At 61.4% G+C, this 23528-nt stretch carries 28 protein-coding genes; 12 read left to right on the forward strand and 16 right to left on the reverse strand.

What is annotated here, in order from left to right; all coding sequences use genetic code 11:
- Positions 1-198: 198 nt before the first annotated feature.
- Positions 199-954 carry a spermidine synthase gene (locus BFQ00_RS19110; protein WP_065934397.1) on the reverse strand — a complete coding sequence of 252 codons (756 nt, stop codon included), beginning with the start codon at positions 952-954 and terminating at the stop codon, positions 199-201.
- Between the two features lie 125 nt (positions 955-1079).
- On the opposite strand from BFQ00_RS19110, the gene BFQ00_RS19115 reads away from it, so the two are divergent.
- Entirely contained in the window at positions 1080-2426 is a 1347-nt protein-coding gene (locus BFQ00_RS19115; protein WP_065885145.1) for a class II 3-deoxy-7-phosphoheptulonate synthase, read from the forward strand.
- Positions 2427-2522: 96 nt separating this feature from the next.
- Here BFQ00_RS19115 and BFQ00_RS19120 read toward each other — a convergent pair whose 3' ends face one another.
- Together BFQ00_RS19120 and BFQ00_RS19125 are read right to left on the reverse strand one after the other, a co-directional pair.
- The gene (locus BFQ00_RS19120; protein ID WP_065934398.1) at positions 2523-3752 is read right to left on the reverse strand and encodes a winged helix-turn-helix domain-containing protein; all 1230 of its coding nucleotides are present in this window, start codon (positions 3750-3752) and stop codon (positions 2523-2525) included.
- A 44-nt stretch (positions 3753-3796) separates the two neighbouring features.
- Positions 3797-4003 carry a DUF1127 domain-containing protein gene (locus BFQ00_RS19125; RefSeq protein WP_065934399.1) on the reverse strand — a complete coding sequence of 69 codons (207 nt, stop codon included), beginning with the start codon at positions 4001-4003 and terminating at the stop codon, positions 3797-3799.
- Positions 4004-4073: 70 nt separating this feature from the next.
- Between BFQ00_RS19125 and BFQ00_RS19130 the strand changes: the two genes are divergently transcribed.
- Complete coding sequence (locus tag BFQ00_RS19130) at positions 4074-4955, forward strand: LysR family transcriptional regulator (RefSeq protein ID WP_065934400.1); 882 nt, start codon at positions 4074-4076, stop codon at positions 4953-4955.
- Here the strand turns inward: BFQ00_RS19130 and BFQ00_RS19135 are convergent.
- Complete coding sequence (locus BFQ00_RS19135) at positions 4945-5694, reverse strand: sulfite exporter TauE/SafE family protein (protein WP_065885142.1); 750 nt, start codon at positions 5692-5694, stop codon at positions 4945-4947. The genes BFQ00_RS19130 and BFQ00_RS19135 overlap by 11 nt on opposite strands.
- Before the next feature lie 109 nt (positions 5695-5803).
- Between BFQ00_RS19135 and BFQ00_RS19140 the strand changes: the two genes are divergently transcribed.
- From BFQ00_RS19140 to BFQ00_RS19150, 3 genes are all read left to right on the forward strand, one after another.
- The gene (locus BFQ00_RS19140) at positions 5804-6754 is read left to right on the forward strand and encodes a LysR family transcriptional regulator (protein WP_065934401.1); all 951 of its coding nucleotides are present in this window, start codon (positions 5804-5806) and stop codon (positions 6752-6754) included.
- A 78-nt stretch (positions 6755-6832) separates the two neighbouring features.
- Entirely contained in the window at positions 6833-7285 is a 453-nt protein-coding gene (locus tag BFQ00_RS19145; RefSeq protein ID WP_065934402.1) for a MarR family winged helix-turn-helix transcriptional regulator, read from the forward strand.
- Between the two features lie 286 nt (positions 7286-7571).
- Positions 7572-7991 (forward strand): organic hydroperoxide resistance protein, encoded by a 420-nt coding sequence (locus BFQ00_RS19150; protein WP_065934403.1) that lies wholly within the window; start codon positions 7572-7574, stop codon positions 7989-7991.
- 156 nt (positions 7992-8147) lie between these two features.
- Here BFQ00_RS19150 and BFQ00_RS19155 read toward each other — a convergent pair whose 3' ends face one another.
- Complete coding sequence (locus BFQ00_RS19155) at positions 8148-8720, reverse strand: elongation factor P (RefSeq protein ID WP_003172723.1); 573 nt, start codon at positions 8718-8720, stop codon at positions 8148-8150.
- 49 nt (positions 8721-8769) lie between these two features.
- A complete protein-coding gene (earP, locus tag BFQ00_RS19160; protein ID WP_065934404.1) occupies positions 8770-9903 on the reverse strand; it encodes an elongation factor P maturation arginine rhamnosyltransferase EarP in 1134 nt (377 codons plus the stop codon).
- Between the two features lie 132 nt (positions 9904-10035).
- On the opposite strand from earP, the gene BFQ00_RS19165 reads away from it, so the two are divergent.
- Positions 10036-10404 (forward strand): hypothetical protein, encoded by a 369-nt coding sequence (locus tag BFQ00_RS19165; protein ID WP_065885137.1) that lies wholly within the window; start codon positions 10036-10038, stop codon positions 10402-10404.
- A 12-nt stretch (positions 10405-10416) separates the two neighbouring features.
- Positions 10417-10899, forward strand: a complete 483-nt coding sequence (locus BFQ00_RS19170; protein WP_065885136.1) for a GreA/GreB family elongation factor — start codon at positions 10417-10419, stop codon at positions 10897-10899.
- 6 nt (positions 10900-10905) lie between these two features.
- Here BFQ00_RS19170 and cysB read toward each other — a convergent pair whose 3' ends face one another.
- The 5 genes from cysB to BFQ00_RS19195 all read right to left on the reverse strand — a co-directional run bounded on the left by cysB (position 10906) and on the right by BFQ00_RS19195 (position 14829).
- On the reverse strand, positions 10906-11880 hold the full coding sequence (cysB, locus tag BFQ00_RS19175; RefSeq protein WP_057008395.1) for an HTH-type transcriptional regulator CysB: 975 nt from the start codon (positions 11878-11880) through the stop codon (positions 10906-10908).
- Between the two features lie 97 nt (positions 11881-11977).
- On the reverse strand, positions 11978-12484 hold the full coding sequence (locus tag BFQ00_RS19180; protein WP_065934405.1) for a universal stress protein: 507 nt from the start codon (positions 12482-12484) through the stop codon (positions 11978-11980).
- Between the two features lie 66 nt (positions 12485-12550).
- Positions 12551-13468, reverse strand: coding sequence for a 5'-nucleotidase (locus BFQ00_RS19185; RefSeq protein ID WP_065885134.1), 918 nt, complete (start codon positions 13466-13468; stop codon positions 12551-12553).
- Positions 13469-13483: 15 nt separating this feature from the next.
- The gene (locus BFQ00_RS19190) at positions 13484-14446 is read right to left on the reverse strand and encodes a putative 2-dehydropantoate 2-reductase (protein WP_065934406.1); all 963 of its coding nucleotides are present in this window, start codon (positions 14444-14446) and stop codon (positions 13484-13486) included.
- Positions 14443-14829 carry a thioredoxin gene (locus BFQ00_RS19195; RefSeq protein ID WP_065894680.1) on the reverse strand — a complete coding sequence of 129 codons (387 nt, stop codon included), beginning with the start codon at positions 14827-14829 and terminating at the stop codon, positions 14443-14445. The genes BFQ00_RS19190 and BFQ00_RS19195 overlap by 4 nt, the downstream gene beginning before the upstream one ends.
- On the opposite strand from BFQ00_RS19195, the gene BFQ00_RS19200 reads away from it, so the two are divergent.
- Positions 14828-15262, forward strand: a complete 435-nt coding sequence (locus BFQ00_RS19200) for a PilZ domain-containing protein (protein WP_065885131.1) — start codon at positions 14828-14830, stop codon at positions 15260-15262. The two genes, BFQ00_RS19195 and BFQ00_RS19200, sit on opposite strands and share 2 nt — an antisense overlap.
- Positions 15263-15393: 131 nt before the next feature.
- The gene (locus tag BFQ00_RS19205) at positions 15394-16470 is read left to right on the forward strand and encodes a 3-deoxy-7-phosphoheptulonate synthase (RefSeq protein WP_065885130.1); all 1077 of its coding nucleotides are present in this window, start codon (positions 15394-15396) and stop codon (positions 16468-16470) included.
- A 56-nt stretch (positions 16471-16526) separates the two neighbouring features.
- Here the strand turns inward: BFQ00_RS19205 and BFQ00_RS19210 are convergent, their stop codons facing one another.
- Positions 16527-16808: a GNAT family N-acetyltransferase gene (locus BFQ00_RS19210; RefSeq protein WP_003233387.1), complete on the reverse strand. Its 282-nt coding sequence runs from the start codon at positions 16806-16808 to the stop codon at positions 16527-16529.
- 612 nt (positions 16809-17420) lie between these two features.
- Between BFQ00_RS19210 and oprI the strand changes: the two genes are divergently transcribed.
- Positions 17421-17672 (forward strand): outer membrane lipoprotei OprI, encoded by a 252-nt coding sequence (gene oprI, locus BFQ00_RS19215; RefSeq protein ID WP_003172710.1) that lies wholly within the window; start codon positions 17421-17423, stop codon positions 17670-17672.
- Positions 17673-17767: 95 nt separating this feature from the next.
- Here oprI and BFQ00_RS19220 read toward each other — a convergent pair whose 3' ends face one another.
- The 3 genes from BFQ00_RS19220 to BFQ00_RS19230 form a co-directional block, all read right to left on the reverse strand.
- Positions 17768-18733: a L,D-transpeptidase family protein gene (locus BFQ00_RS19220; RefSeq protein WP_065894674.1), complete on the reverse strand. Its 966-nt coding sequence runs from the start codon at positions 18731-18733 to the stop codon at positions 17768-17770.
- A gap of 81 nt (positions 18734-18814) precedes the next feature.
- Positions 18815-19108 carry a hypothetical protein gene (locus tag BFQ00_RS19225; RefSeq protein ID WP_057722836.1) on the reverse strand — a complete coding sequence of 98 codons (294 nt, stop codon included), beginning with the start codon at positions 19106-19108 and terminating at the stop codon, positions 18815-18817.
- Positions 19109-19166: 58 nt separating this feature from the next.
- Positions 19167-19772, reverse strand: a complete 606-nt coding sequence (locus BFQ00_RS19230) for an arylesterase (RefSeq protein WP_065934407.1) — start codon at positions 19770-19772, stop codon at positions 19167-19169.
- Between the two features lie 10 nt (positions 19773-19782).
- On the opposite strand from BFQ00_RS19230, the gene BFQ00_RS19235 reads away from it, so the two are divergent.
- Together BFQ00_RS19235 and BFQ00_RS19240 are read left to right on the forward strand one after the other, a co-directional pair.
- On the forward strand, positions 19783-20466 hold the full coding sequence (locus tag BFQ00_RS19235; protein ID WP_065885127.1) for an ABC transporter ATP-binding protein: 684 nt from the start codon (positions 19783-19785) through the stop codon (positions 20464-20466).
- The gene (locus BFQ00_RS19240; protein ID WP_065934408.1) at positions 20466-22976 is read left to right on the forward strand and encodes an ABC transporter permease; all 2511 of its coding nucleotides are present in this window, start codon (positions 20466-20468) and stop codon (positions 22974-22976) included. The genes BFQ00_RS19235 and BFQ00_RS19240 overlap by 1 nt, the downstream gene beginning before the upstream one ends.
- A gap of 39 nt (positions 22977-23015) precedes the next feature.
- On the opposite strand, the gene greB is transcribed toward BFQ00_RS19240, so the two are convergent.
- Positions 23016-23489: a transcription elongation factor GreB gene (gene greB, locus BFQ00_RS19245; protein ID WP_065892558.1), complete on the reverse strand. Its 474-nt coding sequence runs from the start codon at positions 23487-23489 to the stop codon at positions 23016-23018.
- Positions 23490-23528: the final 39 nt, after the last annotated feature.

The following is a 23528-nucleotide window of genomic DNA, read 5'->3' on the forward strand; positions in this document are numbered from 1 at the left end:
CTTTTGCGCTTTTCAAAAGTGAGCCGCTGTAAAAGCGGAACCCATAGCAGCCGTTACCGCAGAAACGGATATGTACTCGGTCCAATCCAACATCTTGGTAGGCCCAGAGGCCGCCATCGGGGGCAAGCCCCCTCCCACACTTGGAATGCATTTCAAATGTGGGAGGGGGCTTGCCCCCGATGGCGTCGGTACAGACGACTAAGTAGCCGGCCGAATCGCCTTGATCAACGCGTGTAATGAATACCCCAATCGCGGCGCCAGCACTTCAGCCCGTACGCAAAGCGCCTCCAGGTCCAATTCCTGATCCAACTCCGAAGGCACCAGCAGAATCACATTGCCCTCCTTCACCGGCAGTTCCCAGTAATGCCGGTGATACAACCCGCGTAACAACGCTGCGCCCAGCGGCTTGCCGTCATCGGTGGCCCACTGGTTGATCACCAGCCAGCCGCCCGGGTTGAGCTTCTTCTGGCAGTTATCGAGGAACGTCCAGGCCAGGTGGCCGACGCCGGGCCCCACATCGGTGTACAGGTCGACGAAGATCAGGTCCGCAGGCTCAGCGCTTTCGAGCAATTGCAAGGCATCGCCGATGCGGATATACAGGCGTGGATCATCGTCCAGCCCCAAATACTCCATCGCCAGGCGCGGTACGTCGGGGCGCAGCTCGATGGCTTCAACATCGTCAAGCGTCAGGAACCTGAGGCATGCCTGGGTCAACGTGCCGGCGCCCAGGCCGAGAAACAGCGCACTCTCCGGCTGCTCATGGCACAACGCCCCGATCAACATCGCGCGGGTATAGTCATACTCCAGCCAGCTCGGGTCGGCGGTGAACACGCAACTTTGCTCGATGGCGTCGCCAAATTCGAGAAAACGGTAATCGGCCACTTCCAGCACACGGATCATGCCGAAATCATCATGGACTTCGGCCAGCAGGCGCTCCACACGCTCCTCGCTCATCACTACTCCTAACGGGTTTGCCGCAGGGCAAAGTGCGCGATTGTCAGCCAAGCGACGTCGGCAGGTCACGCACTAATTGCTGCTAACATTGGCGTCCGAACTTCAACCTACCCGACGAGTGCATGATGAGCCAACCCTGGAGCCCCGACAGCTGGCGTGCCCTGCCGATCCAGCAGCAACCCCGTTACCCGGATGCTGCGCACCTGCAGCGAGTGGAGCAGAGCCTGGCCAGTTACCCGCCGCTGGTGTTTGCCGGGGAAGCCCGCGAATTGCGTCGTCAGTTTGCCGAAGTGACCCAGGGTCGCGCCTTCCTGCTGCAAGGCGGTGACTGCGCCGAGAGCTTTGCCGAGTTCTCCGCCGCGAAAATCCGGGACACCTTCAAGGTGCTGCTGCAGATGGCGATTGTCATGACCTTCGCCGCCGGCTGCCCGGTGGTCAAAGTCGGGCGCATGGCCGGCCAGTTCGCCAAACCGCGCTCGTCCAACGATGAAACCATCGACGGCGTCACCCTGCCCGCCTACCGCGGCGATATCGTCAATGGCATCGGCTTCGACGAAAAAAGCCGCGTACCGGACCCGGACCGCCTGCTGCAGAGCTACCACCAGTCCACCGCGACCCTCAACCTGCTGCGCGCCTTTGCCCAGGGCGGCTTCGCCGACCTGCACCAGGTGCACAAGTGGAACCTGGACTTTATCGCCAACTCCGCGCTGGCCGAGAAGTACAGCCAACTGGCCGACCGCATCGACGAAACCCTGGCCTTCATGCGCGCCTGCGGCATGGACGATTCGCCGCAGCTGCGCGAGACCAGTTTCTTCACCGCTCACGAAGCGTTGCTGCTCAACTATGAAGAAGCCTTTGTGCGTCGCGACAGCCTGACCAACGACTACTACGACTGCTCGGCCCATATGCTCTGGATTGGCGACCGTACCCGGCAGTTGGATGGCGCCCATGTCGAATTCCTGCGCGGGGTGAACAACCCGATCGGGGTCAAGGTCGGCCCGAGCATGAACCCCGACGACCTGATCCGCCTGATCGATATTCTCAACCCGGACAACGACCCTGGCCGCTTGAACCTGATCGCACGCATGGGCGCCAATAAGGTGGGCGACCACCTGCCCGGGCTGATTCGCGCCGTACAGCGCGAAGGCAAGCAAGTGCTGTGGAGCAGCGACCCGATGCATGGCAACACCATCAAGGCCAGCAGCGGTTACAAGACCCGCGACTTTGCGCAGATCCTTGGCGAAGTGAAGGAGTTCTTCCAGGTCCACCAGGCTGAAGGCAGCTATGCCGGCGGCATTCATATCGAGATGACCGGGCAGAACGTCACCGAATGCATCGGCGGCGCACGGCCGATCACCGAAGACGGTTTGTCTGACCGCTATCACACCCACTGCGACCCGCGGATGAACGCCGATCAGTCCCTGGAACTGGCGTTCCTGATTGCCGAAACCCTGAAACAGGTCAAGCGTTAGATGGGTGTCGACTGGACTGACGCCAATCGGGGGCAAGCCCCCTCCCACATGTGGAGCGTATTCCCCTGTGGGAGGGGGCTTGCCCCCGATGGCGCCCTAAAGCCCAGCGTCGATATTGAGCATTGCCAAACGTAACCGCGCAGCACTCGGCCGCTGGCAATTGAGCTTGACCTGTTGCAGCCCCAGCCAACCGGCCATCTGCCGCAGGTTCAGCGCCAACGCCAGCATGCCCGGCTCGTCCAGGCCCTGCTCCTCCTCGTGCACCGCATGCACCGCCAGGCAGCCGTTGGCCCGTTCGGCGCGCACATCCACGCGCGCAGCGATCCGCTCGTTGTGCAAAAACGGCAGCACGTAGTAGCCGTACACCCGCTTGTGTTGGGGGGTGTAGATTTCCAGGCGGTAACGGAAATCGAACAGGCGCTCGGTACGGGCACGCTCCCAGATCAACGAATCAAAGGGCGACAGCAATGCGCTGGCCGGCACGTTGCGGGGCACTTTCGGCTCGGGCAGGCAGTACGCCGGTTGCTTCCAGCCCTGCACCCGACAGCTCAGCAACTGCCCCTCCTCGACCAACTCGGCCAGGCGCTGGCGGCTGTCGACGGGGTCGAGGCGGAAGTAATCGCGCAGGTCTTTTTCAGTGGCCACGCCCAATGCGCTGGCGCTGTGCACCAACAAGCCGCGCAGGGCCTCGGCTTCGCTCACGACGGTTTGAAGGATTTCGCCGGGGATCACCCGCTCCGGCAAATCGTACAGGCGCTCAAACCCGCGCCGCCCGGCCACGGTGACCAGACCGGCCGCGAACAGCCATTCCAGCGCATGTTTCTCGTCACTCCAATCCCACCAGGGCCCGGCGCGCTCCTCGCGGGTCGACAGGCTGCCCGCACCTAAGGCGCCCTGCTGTTCGACAGCCTGCAGAACGCGCTGGACCGTGTCCTGCCGCTCACGCCCGAACCGCGCCATTTGCGCGTAAATCCCCTGGCCCTGCCTGGCCCGCTCCATGCGCCAGCGCATCAAGGGGTACATCGCCATGGGCAGCAGCGAGGCTTCATGCCCCCAGTATTCGAACAGCGAGCGCCGTCGCCCCTGGCTCCAGGCGGCCTGTTCCAGAATCAAGGGGGAATAATTGCCCAGTCGAGAAAACAGCGGCAGGTAATGGGAACGCACCACCGCATTGACCGAGTCGATCTGCAGCACGCCAAGGCGTTCGATCAGGCGGTTGAGGCGTGCGGCTTTTATCTGCGCCGGCGGCTGGCGCCCGGAAAAGCCCTGGGCCGCCAGCGCCATGCGGCGTGCCTGCTTGAGGGAAAAGGAGAGGACGGCGGGCATGGATGGCTCCTTGAATGCTCGCGCCTACCCTACTGCATCCGGAGTCACTTGCGCAGCGGGTCATCCCAGAAATGCCGGTGGATCTCCTGCTCCACGTCGACACGGTTGAGCCCGATATCCTTGAGCGCATCATCACTCATACCCGCCAGCATCCGGCGTTCGCGGTATAACGCCGGCCAACGCGAAATGCTGTGAAGAAGCCCTGACAACGGCGACCTTGCCATCGACCCATGATCTTTTTGACCTTTCATCTTCTCGTCCTCCAGTGGGGATGACGCGAGTGTGTGCCTGGGCCTATGATCAATCCAACGAATGTTTCTTATGCAATACATCTCGGAGATTGATCAATTGTCGACTTACCCGAGCATCGACACGGAAGTGCTGCGCACCTTCGTCGCCATCGCCGATCAGGGCGGTTTTACCCGCGCAGGGGAACTGGTCAACCGCACCCAATCGGCCGTGAGCATGCAAATGAAACGTCTGGAAGAAGACGTGCTGCAACGCAAGCTGTTCGAACGCGACGGTCGCCAGGTGCGGCTGACGCCTGAGGGCCAGGTATTGCTGGGCTATGCGCGGCGCATCCTGAAACTGCACGGCGAAGTGTTCAACACCCTGCGCGAGCCGCATATGGTGGGGTTGGTGCGCATCGGTACGCCGGACGATTACGTGATGCGCTTCCTGCCGGGCATTCTCAAACAGTTTTCCAAGGCCTACCCGCTGATCCAGATCGAGCTGCACTGCGAGTCCTCATCGGTGCTGATGCAGCGACGGGACCTGGCATTGACCGTCATCAGCCGCGAGCCCGGCAACGATCTGGGGGAATTCCTGCGCACTGAGCGCATGGTGTGGGCCGCCGCGCCGTGTTTTTGCGTGGACGAGCACGAGTCCCTGCCCCTGGCGGTTTCCGGCGGCGACTGCCTCTACACGCAATGGGCCCAGGCCGCGCTGGATACGGCTGGCCGGGATTATCGTCTGGCCTATCACAGCTCCAATGGCGCGGCGATCCTGGCGGTGGTCAGTGCCGGCCTGGCGGCGATGGTCAGCATGGAAAGCCTGGTGTCCCAGGACCTGCGCGTGCTCGGCAGCGACGAAGGCTTCCCGCCCTTGCCGTCGATGAACCTGCGCTTGCTGCGCAACCCGCAAATGACGTCGCCCATTACCGAATGCCTGGCCGAATACATTCTCGAAGGGTTCAGACTTTAAACGTCAGCATCACCGCGCACACCGCCAGAAAACCGCAGAACAGGCCACGCAACACCCGCTCGGGCAGTGCATGAGCGACTTTCACGCCCCAACTGATACTGAGCAGGCCGCCCACCGCCAACGGCACGCCGATCAGCCAGTCCACTTCGTGATGCCAGGCGTAAGTAACCAGGGTCACGCCGGTGCTGGGCAGCGCCAGCGCCAGGGACAAGCCCTGGGCGACCACCTGACTGGTGCCGAACACGCTGGTAAGCACCGGCGTGGCCACCACCGCGCCACCGACACCGAACAATCCGCCCATGGCGCCTGACGCTGCGCCGAGTACGCCCAGCCACGGCCAGGAATAGCGCATTTGCGCCGTCGGCGGTGCGTTACGGGTGAACATGCGCAACAGGTTGTAGGCTGCCAGCACCACCAAAAAGACGATAAACCCGATCCGCATCGCGCCGGCATCCAGGCCTACCGCCCAGATCGAACCCAGCCAGGCGAAGCTGAAGCCCATCACACCCAGCGGCAAGGCATGGCGCAGCTCGATGCGGTTGCGCTGGTGATACCGCCACAGGGCCAGCATCACATTGGGCACCACCATCACCAGCGCGGTGCCTTGGGCGATCTGCTGATCAAGCCCGAACAGCACACCCAGCACCGGGATGGCGATCAGTCCGCCGCCAATGCCAAACAAGCCGCCCACTGTGCCCAGGGCCGCGCCCAATACCAGGTACATCGCCAGATCCACCACCGCTCGCTACTCCACAAATCCTGAGTGTCGCATGCTACGCAGTCCGCTATGGCGCGCAAAGGCACAGCAACGCACAATGGCTGTGCCAAACTCGCACAAGCATGGACCCATGAATCCCAATACGTTGACCGACCAGCTCAGCCTGTTTCTCGATGTGCTGGAAAGCGGCAGCTTTTCCGCCGCTGCGCGCCGCTATCCGTTAACCCCCTCGGCAGTGGCGCGGCGTATCGACAGTTTGGAGAACGCTGTCGGCAGCCGCCTGTTCCAGCGCAGCACCCATGCCGTGGTCCCTACCCCGGCCGGACTGGCCTTTGCCGAGCGGGCGCGACGGATTGTCGGCGAGTTGCAGTTGGCGCGCGCCGAAGCCGTGTCCCTGAGCCATGCGCCGGAGGGCCTGATCCGCGTGGACGCACCGGCGGCGTTCGGGCGACGGCACTTGGCGCCCGTGATCGCGGATTTCCTGCAGGTGTACCCAGGGCTTGATGTACAGCTGCATTTGATCGACAGTTTTGTCGATATGCAGGGCGCACACCTGGGCAAGGTCGACCTGGTGCTGCGCGCCGGGCATATTGCCGACACGCGTCTGATCGCCACGCCACTCGCCAGTATCGTGCGCATTGCCTGCGCCAGCCCGGCTTACCTGAAAAGCCGAGGCACGCCCACGCACCCGCGGGAATTGAGCGAGCACGACGGCCTGGACTGGGACGGGTTGGCGCCGATGTTCGCCTGGCGCTTCGAACTGGACGGGCGCCGTGCCATCTATCGCCCTCGTCGTATCCGTATGAGTGCCAACAATGCCGAGGCCCTGCTCTCCGGCGCCCTGGCAGGGCTGGGCATTGCGCACCTGCCTACGTGGCTGGCCAGCGAATACCTGGTGCGCGGTGAACTCTTGCCACTGTTTTGTGAAAACGGCTTGCCGAGCCCGGAAACCGCCGGCATCTATGCGCTACGCCTGGAACAGCAACCCAATGCACGCAGCCGGTTGCTGCTGGAATACCTGAAGTCCCGTTTCAGCCCGGTGCCGCCCTGGGATCTGGCATTGCAGAGCGGCCTGGTGTGACCGTGCACGCAGAATTACCTGGCGCATTAAAGATTTGCCCGCTAGATTCCTGTCATACCGGCTTTTCGAGGCACCGCCATGAGCAAAAATCCAACCCCCTGTGAATCCCTGATGCTGGATAACCAGCTGTGTTTCGCATTGCATTCCACCTCGCTGCTGATGACCAAGGCATACAAACCTCTCCTTCAAGCCCTCGGCCTGACCTATCCGCAGTACCTGGCCATGATGGTGTTGTGGGAAGAAGACGGTTTGACCGTGGGTGAAATTAGCAGCCGCCTGCTCACCGATCCCGGCTCCCTGACGCCTTTGCTCAAGCGCCTGGAAGCCGAAGGCCTGTTGAGCCGCACCCGCAGCCGCGAAGATGAGCGCGTGGTGGTGGTGGAGTTGACCGCTGCCGGGCGGGCGCTGCAGGACCAGGCCATGGGGATCCCGCAGTGCATCCTGGGCGCCAGCGGGATGGAACTGGAGCAGTTACGCAAACTGCAGGCGGATTTGATTGCTTTGCGCAGCAACCTGCAGAGCGCAATCTAAAGAAGCACCAAATCCTGTAGGAGCGAGCTTGCTCGCGAAAAACGTCAACGATAAGGCGTGCTTCCTGAATGAATGCGGTGTCTGTGAGTTTTTCGCGAGCAAGCTCGCTCCTACAAAAAAAGCCTTAACTGACTGGCATTGGGATTTGCCCCCTCCCACATTGTTTTCCCGTCACCTGAAAAATATTTGTGAACTTATCTTGCGCACTAAACATTAGCGCTATACATTCGCCTCACCAACTACTTAGCGCACAAACATTTAGCGCTAACAACGAGAGGACGACACCATGCAAACGCTCTATACCGCAGTAGCCACCGCCACCGGCGGCCGTGATGGTCGCGCTGTCTCCAGCGACAACATCCTCGACGTCAAACTCTCCACGCCCAAGGAATTGGGCGGTGCCGGCGGCCAGGCCACCAATCCTGAGCAACTGTTCGCCGCCGGTTACTCGGCCTGCTTTATCGGCGCACTGAAATTCGTCGCCGGCCAGACCAAACGCAAAATCCCGGATGACGCTTCGATCACCGCCCACGTTGGCATCGGCCAGATCCCCGGCGGTTTCGGCCTGGACATCGACCTGCACATCAGCCTGCCAGGCCTGGCCCACGATGATGCGCAAACGCTGGTAAACGCCGCTCACCAGGTCTGCCCGTACTCCAACGCCACTCGCGGTAACGTTGATGTGCGTCTGCATGTAACCGTTTAACCACTGCGGCCCTGATCGGAAGGGTTCTGGGACAACTAGACCAGCCAGCGCGCCGAGCGCTACACCCACAAACTGGACCAGGCCGGTGTAAACCCTGCACGCATAAAAAAGCCCGACACATGGTCGGGCTTTTTCGTTCGTATCGCGGCGCAGGAATTACTTCTTGGCGCGACCTTTGTACGAACCACCTTCACGGGTGTCGATCTCGATCAGGTCGTCGATTTCGATGAAATCGGCCACTTGCAGTTCGGTACCGTTGCTCAGCTTGGCAGGCTTCATCACCTTGCCGGAAGTGTCACCGCGAGCGGAACCTTCGGTGTAGGCAACTTTACGCACGATAGTGGTCGGCAGCTCTACGGAAACCAGGCGCTCTTCGAAGAAAATAGCTTCGCAGACGTCTTCCATGCCTTCTTCGATGAACGGCAGAACGGCTTCGATATCCTCAGCGTTCAGCTCGTACATGGTGTAGTCGGTGGTGTCCATGAACGTGTAGGTGTCGCCGCTGATGAAGGACAGGGTCGCTTCCTTGCGGTCGAGGATCACGTCGTCCAGTTTGTCATCGGCGCTGTAGACGATCTCGGTCTTGTAACCGGTCAGCAGGTTCTTCAGCTTGGTCTTCATGATGGCGCTGTTACGACCGGACTTGGTGAACTCAGCTTTCTGAACCAGCCAAGGGTCGTTTTCGAGACGGATCACTGTACCGGGTTTCAGTTCTTTACCAGTTTTCATTGCATATATCCGAAATTTGGATGGGATTTACAAAAATCAAGGTGGCGTATCATATCCAACTTTCATAAAACTGTACCAGCGCCGTCGCAAGATCGGCCTGCAAGGCCTGTTCCAGACACCAGTTCTGCGCGTGTCCGTTGAGTTCCGGCCAGTGCTCCTGCAGCCTTTTCCACGGCTGGGCCATATCGCCCTCGGTGTTCCAGGCTTGCCACAGTGCAACCAGCGCCGCCTTGGCCGCCGGCGACAAGGCGGCGGTGTACAGCTCGAGAAAGGCATCGAGCTTGTCCAGGTGGATGTCTTCGTCCTGACGATAGATGTGCCACAGCAACGGGCGCCCGGCCCACTGGGCGCGCACGAACGAATCCTCGCCACGCACGGCATTCAGCTCACAGCACCACAACAATTGGTCGTACTGCGCCTGGCGCACGAACGGCAGCACCTGCACGGTCAACGCCCCGCGCTGATGAATCGCCCCCGCCGTGAGCCCTTCCTCGCCCAGCCAGCGTTGCACATCGCCCAGGATGCGCCCTTCCGGCACCAACAGATGAGTGGCACGCCCGTCTGTCGACAACACGTCCAGCCAGCCGCCCAGCCCGGCGTTTTCGTAGGCGAACAGCGAGATCAGCCGCGCATCGGCTACCGGAAACACGCCCAGGGCCTGCAGGAATTGGCGCTGCGCATTGGCATCCTGCTGAAAAGCCTGACGCTGTTGCAGCAAACCCGCCTCACGCAACAGCCCCCCAGTGCCCGGGCGAAAGCCAGGAAAAAAGAAGTACTTCTGCACCCCCTTGAACTTCACCGACGGCAGGCGGTGACAGCCCACCACCCAGTCCTCGGCACTCAGGTAATCCAGGTTCATCCACAACGGCGTGCGTGCGCGTGCGGCCATGGTTTCCATGTAGTCAGCCGGCAGTTGGCATGCGAACGCTGCAACCACCACATCGGCCGCCGGGGTTGGCGCCCATTCGCTCGGCCAGTGGCGCACGTCGACGCCCTCTTGCCACTGCTGCTCCAGGCTGACATCGATCTGCGGACACATGCGCTCAAAGGCGCGCAGGTCATCGACCCACAGGCACACAGCGCACGCGTGCTCGGCGACCAATTGCCGGGCCAGTCGCCAGGTCACGCCAATGTCGCCGTAGTTGTCGACAACGCTGCAAAAAATATCCCAGCGGGCTTTCATTCCGGGCTCCAGTGCTCAAAGGCTCGATTGTCCGCATAAATGCGCCGATGCAGAAGGCTTGATCACGATTATTCTGCACAGTGGCTGTGCGACAATCGCCAACTTGCCGTCAATGCTCGCCAGGAGGCCACCATGTCCGACCGTCCGATGTCGCTGTTCAAACTGTGCATCGCCATTGCCGCAGGCGTGTGGCTGGGGTTTATCGCCATCGCGCTGACCACCTGGCTGGCCTCGCGCTATCTGTTCCCGCAGAGCCTGGCGCCGGTGGCCCAGGCCGTTCAACAGTTGGGCAAACCGCCTGCGGCTGCACCGGAGCCGGCCAACCGTATGTTTGAGCAATACCAGCAGAACCTGCAAAAGCAGGAGCAGCAGCAAACCCTGGAGCAGGCGCGAAACAATGCGCGCAATTTGTCCAACCCCAAATGCCAGTTCTGGCTGCAACAGGACCAGAACGCCCCGAACGAAAAAAGCCGGGCAAATGTCCTGCAATTCTGCGAATGATCAAGCACAGCCATGAATAAACACGCCGTCCTTCAATTGATTCTGGAAAAGCTGACAGTCGACCTCGATGTCCTCCAACGCGCCGCGCAGACCGCTTACGAGACGGCGACCCACGAAGAAAACATCGCCGAGAACAAATACGACACCCTAGGCCTTGAGGCCTCGTACCTGGCGACCGGACAAGCCAGGCGAGTCGAGGAAATCAGGCAGTCGCTGGTGCTGTGCCAGAATCTGCAGCTGCGTGCCTACGATGATCGGCGCGGGATAGAACTCGGCACCCTGGTCGGTCTGGAAGACGAGGACGGTCGCCAGCAGTGGCTGTTCCTGGCGCCGGATGCGGCGGGGTTGAAGGTGGAGGTAGTCGGGCAACCCGTCACCGTCATCACCCCGCGCGCTCCGCTGGGCAAGAGCCTGCTGGGCAAGTGCATCGATGACGAGGTGGAGATTCTGGTGGCGGGCGCCCGGCAACACTTCACCGTGACCGAGGCCCGCTGAGCCGCTTTAGTGAACCGGCAGTTCCACGCCGTCGAACAGCGCTTCCAGTTCCTGCTTGTTGTGGCACTGGATCGCCTTGGCCATCACTTCGCGGGTCAGGTGCGGTGCGAATTTCTCGATGAAGTCGCACATGAAACCGCGCAGGAACGTGCCACGACGGAAACCGATCTTGGTCACGCTGGATTCGAACAGCTCGCTGGCGTCGAGCACCACCAGGTCTTTATCGAGCTGGGTATCGACGGCCATCTTGGCGACGATGCCCACGCCCAGGCCCAGGCGCACGTAAGTCTTGATCACATCGGCGTCGGCTGCGGTAAACACCACCTTCGGAGTAAGACCGCGGTGGCTGAAGGCTTCGTCGAGCTTGGAACGCCCGGTGAAACCGAAGACGTAGGTCACGATCGGGTATTCGGCCAAGGCTTCGAGGGTCAGCTTCGGCAACTTGGCCAAAGGATGTCCCTGCGGCACCACCACACAACGGTTCCAGCGGTAGCACGGCATCATGACCAGGTCACCGAACAGCTCCAGGGCTTCGGTGGCGATAGCGAAATCGACGGTGCCATCAGCGGCCATCTCGGCGATCTGCATCGGCGAGCCCTGGTGCATGTGCAACGCCACGTCGGGGTATTGCTTGATAAAATCGCGGATCACCGGCGGCAAGGCGTAGCGTGCCTGGGTGTGGGTGGTGGCGATCGACAGGGTACCCTTCTTCTCGTTGGAGAATTCCTGGGCGATCTGCTTGATGCTCTCGACCTTGCGCAGGATCTCGCCGGCCGTGGTGATGATGCGCTCTCCTGCGGGCGTGACGCGGGTCAAGTGCTTGCCGCTGCGCGCGAACACTTCGACGCCCAGCTCGTCTTCGAGCAGGCGAATCTGCTTGCTGATACCGGGTTGCGACGTGTAGAGGCTTTGAGCGGTAGCGGAAACGTTGAGGTCGTGGTGCGCCACTTCCCAGATGTAGCGCAGTTGTTGAAGCTTCATATGAATCCCTCAAAGCAGATAGACGCCACGGGTATCAGCGACGGTATATAACTATATTAAAGGTAAGATATATAAATCTAGAACTTTTTATCGTTTTTTACCGATCAATATCATCATTGCGCCGACGTTGCAGCGACGGCACCAGGTAAACCGGCACACTCGCCACCTGCACCAGGCGCGCAGCGGTACGCCCAAGCGGTGTGGCCGCTGCGCTGGCATGGCTATGACTGCCGACGATCAACAAGTCGACGCAAAGCTTATGCAGTTGGTCGAGAATCACTTCGCAGGGGTCCCCCTGGATCACCCGCACAGAACGAATCAACTTCAGGTCCTGCTCCCCGTCTCCCAGTTCCTCGCGAAAGCTGTCGAGCACCCGTTGCTCGATCGTCGCCATGACCGTGGTCAGCCCCTGGCGCTGCCATTCGCTGAGGGCCTTTTCATCAAGGTAGCTCTGCAACACCGATTCAGCGAAAAGCCCGATGGGCTCCACCACATGAATCACATATAAATCGGCCTTGAACGTTCGCGCCAACGCCAGGGCATGTTGCATGACATACGGTGCATACAGGCCAAGATCCGTGGCGTACAGCATCGAACGAATCATAGAACCCCCTGGGTTGCCAGGCTGGCGGAGATCAAATGAGCTTAGCAGCGCCTCGAGCAGTGCGGCTCAGCTCTCGCTCTGGATTTTCAACTCATTACTGATGCCATGGGGCACATGCCCGGTGGCCACGACCTCCCTGGCGCGCTCACAATGGCCGACCTGGTCATCGAAGAACACATCGGCGGCGAAGGCTTCGAGGAACGCGGATTTATCCAGGCCACCCAGGAACAGCGATTCATCCAGGCGGATATCCCATTCGCGCAAGGTGCGAATGACCCGCTCGTGGGACGGCGCCGAGCGTGCGGTGACCAGTGCCGTGCGAATCGGGCACGCCTCGTCGGCGAACTCACGCTGCAACAGGTTGAGCGCCGCCAGGAAGCCCTTGAACGGGCCACCGTGCAACGGCTCGCGCGCCGACTCTCGTTCGCTGGCCTGGAACGCTTCCAGGCCGCCGGCCTGATAGACGCGCTCGGACTCGTCGGAGAACAGCACCGCATCGCCATCGAAGGCGATGCGCAGTTCCTCGCTTGATGCCCGGTGCGGGCCACCCGACAGGATCGTCGCCGCGGCAAAACCGGCGTCGAGCGCACTGCGCACATCTTCTGCATGGGTCGACAGAAACAGATGGCAACCAAAGGCGGCCAAATACGGATAGGGACTACGCCCTCCAACGAAAGCGGCACGGGAAATGTCCAGGCCGTAATGCTGGATCGAGTTGAACACACGCAGGCCGGTATCGGCGCTGTTGCGCGACACCAATACCACCTCGACACGGGCGCGCCCGAGGCTGGCATTGAGGCTCAGCAGTTTCTTGACCAGCGGGAACGCGTCGCCGGGTTCAAGGATTTCCTCCTCGTGCTCGATCTGGTATTGGCGATACGGCTCCACCCCTTCGGCGAGGTAGACCTTGTGGCTCTCGCTCAAATCGAACAAGGCTCGCGATGAAATCGCCAGCACCAGTTTGTCGCTCAATCCCTTCACCATGTCAGTGCCCCCGAATCAGCGATTGTGCCGATCAATAAAACTCAAGGCCTGGTAAAGCGCCTGCATGCGCGGCAATTCGCAGCCGGCCGCTTTGGCGGCGGCCAAGGGTCGCGCATAGATGGCCGCCAGTTCCAGCGCACGCTTGTGCACGTGATCGTGATACATGCTGGGCAGGTAGTCGTCCATGGTTTCAGTCATGGCAAACATCTGCCCGGCGTAGCTCGCGGCAATGTCATGGCCACAGGCGTGAGCGCCCTGCACCACTTCGGCCATCAGCGCCTGAATCAGCGCACGGCTGGATTCATCCGCCATCAGCGCGCGGGTCCCGGTGCCGAGCAAAACCGAGAGGCCGTTGAACGGCACATTCCACACCAGTTTATGCCAGCGGGCCTGGTGCACGCTGGTCATGGCCTGGGACTCGATACCCGCTTGATGAAACAGGCCGGCCCCTTCTTCGACAATCGCCTGCTGCCGCGCTTCATCGTTGGCTGCGGTGCCGCTGTGATAGCCCAGGTTGACCCGCCCCAGCGCCTGATGCTCGACGACGCCCGGCGCGGCGCGATGCACGCCGATGTAACACAGGCCGCCGAGCAAGTGCAGCGACGGCGGCAGGTGTTCACGCAGGCTGTCCTCGACATCCAGGCCGTTTTGCAACAGCACCACCTTGGCATCCGGCGCCGCAACCTGGGCGATGGTCGGGGCCAGGTCGGCATTGCCGGTGGATTTGGTACCCACCAGCAGCCAATCGCACGGCGGCATATCCGCAGCGTTGGCATACGCCTGCACCGGATGCAGGTGCAGGTTGCCATGCACGCTGCTGTTGAGGCGCAGACCCTGCTTGCTGACCACTGCGTATTCGCTGCGCAGCAGAAAATGCACGTCGAACCCGGCACGCGCCAGCATCAGGCCATAAAACCCGCCAATGGCGCCGGTGCCAATGATGCCGATGCGTGGCGAAGGGTGTGCAGTGGCGGTCATGGCAAATCCTCTGGGGTACGTGTCAGTGCGTGGTTTACCGCGTCGGTCAGGTCTGGTTGCGTAAGACGTGTCTGTAATTGCCCGAGGAATTGACCCTCGCACACCAGGAACAACGCGGGCAAATGAAAGATCTGGTAACGTTCGACCGCGCCACCGTTGTGCCCGGCATCCACCCAGCACAGTCGGTCCACCGGCAAGCGCCAGCCCGGCAACTGCTGGCGCGCCCAGCGGCAACTGGAACAACCGACACTGGTAAACACTACCAGCGAACACCCGGGCAATCCCAGCAGTTGCTGGTCGATATCCAGGTCGGTCAATTCCAGTTCCTTCACTATACTGCTGCCACTGCCGTCCATAAGACGGTGTTCGGAGTCCGTGTACATGGGTCGTTTTTTACCTCACCCTGATGATGTCGCTGTCGAGTTGATCCAACGTCCGTCTCCTCCCTTGCCCCGCCAACGCCTGCGCACTATCGGCCGCGGCGGCATCGCCTGCAACTGGCCGCGTGCCTGGCGCCCCGGCACCGCGGTCGACCTGTCTATCCCCTCCCTGGGCGCCACCGCGCGCTATCCGGGCTATGTCGCGTGGTGCCGCAAAGGGCAAGCCGGCTATCGCATCGGCATCAGTTTTACCGATGAACATGCCCTGTTCGGCGCGCGCATGGGTGAGCAAGTGTGCCAGATCGAGCGCTACTGCCGCCTGCACGAAACCGCCGAGCTCACGGCCCAGCAACTCGAAGCCCTGGCCCGCGATTGGGTGTCGCGCCACGCCGGCGAGTTCTCCCACGCGGCCGTTATGCAGCCAGCGCTGGATTAAAGCGGCCTTTGCCCATTGTCGCGGGCCCGTATTACGCGCTAAGGTTCCTCCCCCCTGCATTCAAATCATGCTGTGCTCCGCCGCACGGGGATGGCTGGCGGGCGGCACCCGTGACCCTGACGAGTAACACGATGGCTGATTTACCGATCAATGACCTAAACGTTGAATCCAACGAGACCCTGATCACACCCGATCAGCTCAAGCGCGAAATTCCCCTGAGCGACGCTGCCCTGCAGACCGTCACCAAGGGTCGCGAAGTCATCCGTGACATTCTCGACGGCACCGACCACCGCCTCTTCGTCGTCATCGGGCCTTGCTCGATCCACGACCTCAAGGCCGCTCACGAATACGCCGAGCGCCTCAAGGCGCTGGCGGCCGAAGTGTCCGACACCTTGTACCTGGTGATGCGCGTCTATTTCGAGAAGCCGCGTACCACCGTCGGCTGGAAAGGCTTGATCAACGACCCGTACCTGGACGACTCGTTCAAGATCCAGGACGGCTTGCATATCGGTCGTAAACTGCTGCTGGACCTGGCGGAAATGGGCCTGCCCACCGCGACCGAAGCGCTGGACCCGATCTCCCCGCAGTATCTGCAGGACCTGATCAGCTGGTCGGCCATCGGCGCCCGCACCACCGAGTCCCAGACCCACCGCGAAATGGCCTCCGGCCTGTCCTCGGCCGTAGGTTTCAAGAACGGCACCGACGGCGGCCTGACCGTAGCGATCAACGCGCTGCAATCGGTCTCCAGCCCTCACCGTTTCCTGGGCATCAACCAGGAAGGCGGCGTGTCCATCGTCACCACCAAGGGCAACGCCTACGGTCACGTGGTGCTGCGCGGCGGCAATGGCAAGCCCAACTATGATTCGGTCAGTGTCGCACTCTGCGAACAGGCGCTGAACAAGGCCGGCATCAAGCCAAATATCATGGTCGACTGCAGCCACGCCAACTCCAACAAGGACCCGGCCCTGCAGCCGCTGGTGATGGAAAACGTCGCCAACCAGATCCTCGAAGGCAACCAGTCGATCATCGGCTTGATGGTCGAGAGCCACCTGAACTGGGGTTGCCAGGCCATTCCAAAAGACCTGGCCGACTTGCAGTACGGCGTATCGATCACCGACGCGTGCATCGACTGGGCCGCTACCGAGAACACCCTGCGCAGCATGCACGCCAAGCTCAAGGACGTATTGCCCACACGCAAACGCACCTGAATCAGGCACACACAAAAACGCCGGGCTAAACCCGGCGTTTTTTTATGGCTGTGCGTTCACAGCTTGGCGGCATGGCGCTGGTGGCGCTCCATGTAGCGCTCCACATAGGAGCAGGACGGGATGACCGTGTAGCCTGACTCTTCGGCAAACTTCAACGCCTCTTCGGTCAACGCAGCCGCAATACCACGCCCGCGCAACGCGTTGGGCACGAACGTGCGATAGATATCCAGGGTCTGTTTCCCGAGGTCCATATAGGTCAGATAGGCACGATGACCGTCCACATTGGTCTCGAACTGATGACCAGCCTGGTCATGGTGGATGGACAACGCCTCGCTCATCACTACTCCTCGCGGGTCTTGAATATTGACCCTACCTTACCGATGTTTTTCCGGCGAAGGAACATCTACGCCACCCCGTGCCGGTTTCGACAACGAGAAAACCCTGAGCGCTCACACCTGCACGCAGGGAATAGTAGGCACCAATTCAGCAATTGCTCAAGGCACACTCGTCATCCCCTGCCACGGGCGGATTATTAGAAAGGGCCTCGATCAACCGGTGACCGAACGCCTGAACATTGCCGGCAGTTGCAGCTTGAGACGAACTGGCGCTGTTAAAGTCACCTCTAGATGAGCGAAAGATACCCGTTGCGGTACGCGCAAGCGCAACGCAAGTGCCCGTCTGGATATATAACATTTCATCTGCTTACAAGGCTCGAGGCATGCGGGCCGGCGCTTTCAGCCTGGATCCAATCTTCAGCAGGATGAAAAAACCCGTCTGGTCTTTATACAAATCTCCCACAGATTAGCCAAAACAGATTCGGTACCAGAATTTTTTTTGCTTCTTGCGCAACGTCAGTTTACTTACTACAAGTAATGGGTAGTATGTACGCCGGCTATTTGCTCACTCTGAGACAGTAGTCATCTAATAGAAAGTCCTTGAAGGGGAACACGATGAACAACGTTCTGAAATTCTCTGCTCTGGCTCTGGCCGCAGTTCTGGCTACCGGTTGCAGCAGCGTCTCCAAAGAAACCGAAGCGCGTCTGACTGCAACGGAAGATGCAGCAGCTCGCTCCCAGGCTCGTGCAGACGAAGCCTACCGTAAAGCTGATGAAGCGCTGGCTGCTGCTCAAAAAGCACAACAGACTGCTGACGAAGCTAACGAGCGCGCTCTGCGCATGCTTGAAAAAGCAAGCCGCAAGTAATAATCCTTCGGGGTTGTTATCAAGCCGATCCATTTATGGGTCGGCTTTTTTTTGCCTGAAATCTGCTGAACTGGCCGCAGCCATCCGCACCAGCTTTATTGAAAATCAACCGGCGCGCTGGACACCACCGGAGCGACGCCAGGCACACCGATTTCAGTCGGCAAGCCATCTTCCGCCGCCACCACATCACGCACCTGATCCCAGTTCACCCGCAGGTTGTTGGCCAGGTCTTCACGCTTGAGCAGGGCATTGATCACCGCCGTGTGCTTGTCGACCACCGATGGCGTGCCATCGTCGTTCAACGGCGTATGGGCTTCGAGGTAGACCTTGCCGCCGGCACTGCCGAACTTATAGGCATCGTTGATGATTCGCACCGACGTGCCGACCGGCACCATGCTCGCCATTTCCAGCACATTGTTGTTGAACATGCGGAAGCAACCGTGGCTGGTGCGGGTGCCGATACCGAATTTCATGTTGGAGCCATGGATCAGATAACCCGGTGTGCCCAGGGTGAACTTGAACGGGCCCAACGGGTTGTCGGGGCCGGCAGGTACTACGTTGGGCAGCGGGTCGCCATTGGCGGCATGTTCGGCCTTGATCGAGGCCGGCGGTGTCCAGGTGGGGTTCGGCGTCTTCGCGATGATGCTGGTATGGGCAATGGGCGACCCCCAGCCCTCACGACCAATCCCCAGCGGGAAGGTGTAAACCACGTCCTGTCCCTTGGGGTAATAGTAGAGCCGATATTCAGCCAGGTTGATCACAATGCCTTCGCGCGGGCCGGGCGGCAGAATGAACCGTGTCGGCAGCACGATATCCGTGCCCGCCCCTGGCAACCAGGCATCGACGCCCGGGTTGGCGGCGACCATTTCCGAATAGCCCAAGTCATACGTGGTGCCCAGGTCGGCAAACGTGTCTTCGTATTTGGCCTTGATCACCTGGACCTGACCGACGATGTCCTCACCGGGCGGCGGCAGGGGCAACTGCAAGGCTGACGCCGGACCGGCCGCACAGAGCGCAGCGAGAGACAGGCAGCAGGTAACGACGGAAAGGCGCGACAACATCCGGAAAATCCTTCGCAGAACGACGGTAGGAAAAAACTGATTGTATACGTCAAGCGAGTGCCTGGCATCAAGCCGGCCGCGCTAGAGCTCGAAGCGCAGCTCCGGCCAGATCGGCGGTGTGCCGCGCTTTTGCGACTCCAGAATGGCCCTGCATAACGGGCACAACCGCTGATCCTGGAAGATCGAACGGTCCACCGATGACCAAAGCGGTTGCGCCGGCAGTAGCGTGCCGCAGAGCGTGCGATCAATCGAGCCGCCCAACTCCAGTTGACGCGCCACCAGATGCACTCGCACTTCCTGGCAGGCGAACAGATCCAGCTGCTCGTCAGGCTCGATCAGTTGGTAGTTGAACAGGGACCAGGCAGGACGCGACATCAGGGGCTCCAAATCGGGGGGGCGCCACCTTAGCCGAAAGCCTGCCGGTAGAAAAGCGTCATAACAGCGGTTTGAGCGTCGGCCAGACATTTTCCAGCAACTTGCCCTGGGCGGCGACTGCCGGGTGCAGGCCGTCCGCTTGCATCAAGTCGGAATGCCCGCCCACTCCCTCGAGAAAAAACGGCACCAGCGCCACCTTTTTTTCCTCTGCGACCTCGCCGAAGACCCTGGCGAACGCGTCGACGTACCGCTTGCCATAGTTGGGTGGGATCTGCATGCCCAGCAGCAGCACCTTGGCACCGCTGTCCTGGGACGCCTGAATCATCGAGGCAAGATTTTGTTTCAATTGCGCCGGCGGCTGACCGCGCAGCCCATCGTTGCCGCCCAACTCGATCACCACCACATCCGGTTTATGCGCTGCAAGCGCCGCCGGCAACCGCGCGAGACCTCCGGCGCTGGTGTCGCCACTGATCGACGCATTGACCACCTTATCGTCAAAACCCTCCTGTTTGAGCCGCTGCTCCAACAGGGCAACCCACCCTTTGCGGGTATCCAGGCCGAAACCGGCACTGATACTATCGCCAACGATCAGGACTGTACCCGCCGCTGCGTTCTGGGCCATGCACATCAAGGCCAGGCCAGCACTCAAAAACCACATTCGCATCGGATTCTCCATGGGCGCAAGCATTCTCACCGCGCGAAACCTCAGCAAAGTGGTTCCCAGCGCGGAAGGTGAACTGACTATCCTGCACGAACTGAGCCTGGAACTGAACAAGGGCGATAGCCTGGCTATCGTCGGCAGCTCCGGTTCCGGCAAATCCACCCTCCTCGGTCTGCTGGCCGGCCTGGACCTGCCCAGCAGCGGTGAAGTCACCCTGGCAGGTCAAGCCCTGAGCAGTCTCGACGAAGACCAACGCGCGCGCATCCGTGCCGAACACGTGGGTTTCGTATTCCAGTCCTTTCAGTTGCTCGACAGCCTCAATGCGCTGGAAAACGTCATGCTGCCGCTGGAGCTGGACGGCCGCAAGGATGCCCGCGAGCGCGCCACGCACCTGCTCGAACGCGTCGGCCTCGGCAAGCGCCTGACCCATTCGCCACGCCAGCTTTCCGGCGGCGAACAGCAACGCGTGGCGATTGCCCGCGCATTTGCCGCCGAGCCTGACGTGTTGTTTGCCGACGAGCCTACCGGCAACCTCGACAGCCATACCGGCGAGCGCATCAGCGACCTGTTGTTCGAACTCAATAAAGAGAGCGGCACGACCCTGGTATTGGTCACCCACGACGAGCGCCTGGCCCATCGCTGCCGACGCCTGATCCGTCTTGAAGCCGGCCTGATGGTCGCGCCCCTGGAGCCTTGATGGCACGCCTGCCGCTGTTACGCCTGTTCAGTCTTGCCATGCGCCAATTACTGCGCGATGCCCGCGCCGGCGAATTGCGTGTGTTGTTCTTCGCCCTGCTGGTGGCGGTGGCCGCCAGCACCGCTATCGGGTATTTCGGTGCACGCCTCAACGGCGCCATGCTGTTGCGCGCCACCGAGTTCCTGGGCGCGGACCTGGTACTTGAAGGCAGCTCGCCAGCCCGCCCCGAGCAAATCCGATCCGGCACCGAACTGGGCCTGGATCATGCGCGCATCGTGGAATTCTCCAGCGTTATTGCGGCCGACAATGGCATCCAGCTCTCCAGTATCAAGGCAGTCAACGAGCAGTATCCGCTGCGGGGCGAGCTCAAAAGTGCGGGCGAACCCTTTGGTGCCGAAACCCCGGGCGGCGGCCCCAAACCCGGCGAAGCCTGGGTGGAAGCACGGCTGTTGACAGCGCTGGACCTGAAGGTCGGCGACAGCATCGACGTCGGCATGAAAACCCTGCGTCTGGCGCGCGTCCTGACCTACGAACCCGACCGCGCCGGCAATTTCTACAGCCTCACGCCCAGGGTGATGATCAACCTGGCGGACCTGGACGCCACCGGCGTGGTCCAGCCTGGCAGCCGCGTAAGCTATCGCGAACTGTGGCGCGCCCCACCCGGCAGCACGGCGCTGCAAACCTATCGCGACCTGGTCAAGCCGGGCCTGGCGGCCAACCAGCGCCTGCAGGACTCGCGCGATGGCAACCAACAGATTGGCGGCGCCCTGGGCAAGGCCGAGCGTTACCTGAATATGGCCAGCCTGGTGGCGGTATTGCTGGCCGGCGTGGCCGTGGCGCTGTCGGCCAACCGCTTTGCCAGCCGCCGCTTCGATGCCAGTGCCCTGCTGCGCTGCCTGGGGCTGTCACGCCGCGAAGCCATGGTGCTGTTCAGCCTTCAACTTAGCGTACTGGGCCTGTTGGCAAGCCTGACCGGCGCCGTCCTCGGCTGGCTCGCGCAATTCGGGCTGTTCTACTTCCTGCACGATCTGCTGCCCGCGGACGTGCCACCCGGCGGGCTGCTGCCGGCCGTTGCCGGTATCGGCACGGGGCTCGTCGCCCTCGCCGGCTTCGCGCTTCCGCCCCTGGCCGCGCTGGGCCGGGTGCCGCCGTTGCGGGTATTGCGCCGCGACCTGCTGCCGATCCCCTCGAGCACCTGGATGGTGTATGGCGCGGCGCTCTTTGCCCTGGGCCTGATCATGTGGCGCCTGAGCCTTGATCTGGTGCTGACCTTCGCATTACTGGGCGGCGGCGTGGTGGCGGCATTGATCCTCGGTGGCTTGCTGCTGTTGTTACTGCAAAGCCTGCGCCGCTTACTCGCACGGGCCTCCCTGCCCTGGCGCCTGGGCCTGGGCCAATTGCTGCGCCATCCATTGGCGGCAGCCGGCCAGTCCCTGGCGTTTGGCTTGATCCTGCTGTCCATGGGCTTGATCGCCCTGCTGCGCGGCGAGTTGCTCGACACCTGGCAGAACCAGTTGCCCAAGGATGCGCCCAACTACTTCGCGCTGAATATCCTGCCGGCCGACAAAGAGGCGTTTGGCGCGCGCCTTCTGGAAGTGCAGGCGCAATCGGCACCGCTGTACCCCGTCATACCCGGCCGGCTGATCAGCATCAACGGCGAGCCCGTGCAGGAGATTGTCAGCAAGGACTCCAGCGGTGACCGCGCGGTGCAACGGGACCTGAGCCTGACCTGGGCCGCCGATTTACCCCAGGGTAATGTACTGACGGCGGGCAGCTGGTGGACCGCGCAACCGGGCGATGGGGTGCCTGGGGTCTCGGTGGAAGCCAATGTAGCTGAAAGCCTGAAGCTCAAGCTCGACGACCATCTGGTCTTCACCATTGGTGGAGAGAATCGCGAGGCACGGGTCACCAGCCTTCGGACCATCAACTGGGACAACTTCCAGCCCAACTTCTTCATGATCTTCCAGCCGGGCACCTTGAAGGATTTGCCGACCACCTACCTGACCAGCTTCTACCTGGCGCCTGGGCATGACCAACAGATCGTCGACCTGTCCCGCGCCTTCCCGGCCGTCACCATCCTGCAGGTCGAGGCGCTGCTGGAACAACTGCGCAGCATCCTTGCCCAGGTGACCCTGGCGGTGGAATACGTGCTGCTGTTCGTGCTCGCTGCCGGCATGGCCGTGCTGTTTTCCGGCTTGCAGGCCACGTTGGATGAGCGCATCCGCCAGGGGGCGCTGCTGCGTGCGCTGGGTGCCGAGCGCAGGTTGCTGGTCAAGGCCCGGCGCATCGAGTTCGGCCTGCTGGGGGCGGTCAGCGGTTTGCTGGCGGCACTGGGCACGGAACTGGTGACCTGGGTGCTGTACCGCTACGCCTTTGACCTGACCTGGCACCCTCACCCCTGGCTACTGCTGTTGCCGCTGATCGGTGCGGCGCTGATCGGTGCCGCCGGGGTGTTCGGCACGCGTCGTGCGCTCAACGCCAGCCCGCTGACGGTACTGCGCGAGGGCTGAAACACTGATGGCCCTTGCTCCGGCAAGGGCCATCAGTTGCTATTTCACATATTCGATCCGGGTAATCCACCAGCACACCTCACCGCCGGGGGTTTGTACGATGGCTTCATCGTCTACCTCTTTGCGCAGCAGCGCACGTGCCATGGGGGAGTCGATAGAGATGTAATCCATCCTGTCGTAGATCTCGTCATAACCCACAATGCGGAAACGCTTGGTCTCGCCCTGCTCGTTTTCGACATCGACCCACGCACCGAAAAACACCTTGCCCTCCTGCTCGGGCATGTATTCCACCACGCGCATATCTTCGAGGCGTTTGCGCAGGTAGCGCACCCGCCGATCAATCTCACGCAACAGCTTCTTGTTGTACTGGTAATCCGCGTTTTCGCTGCGATCTCCCAGGGAAGCTGCCCACGTCACCTTGCGCGTGGTGTCCGGGCGCTTCTCACGCCAGAGGTAGTCCAGCTCCTTTTTCAGCGCTTCATGGCCTTCTTTGGTTATCAGCTTGGTACTCAAACGCGTGCATCCCCAGGCAATGTCCAATAGTGTCGACAG

The organism is Pseudomonas sp. 28 E 9 (assembly GCF_900004785.1).
GTDB classification, from domain to species: domain Bacteria; phylum Pseudomonadota; class Gammaproteobacteria; order Pseudomonadales; family Pseudomonadaceae; genus Aquipseudomonas; species Aquipseudomonas orientalis_A.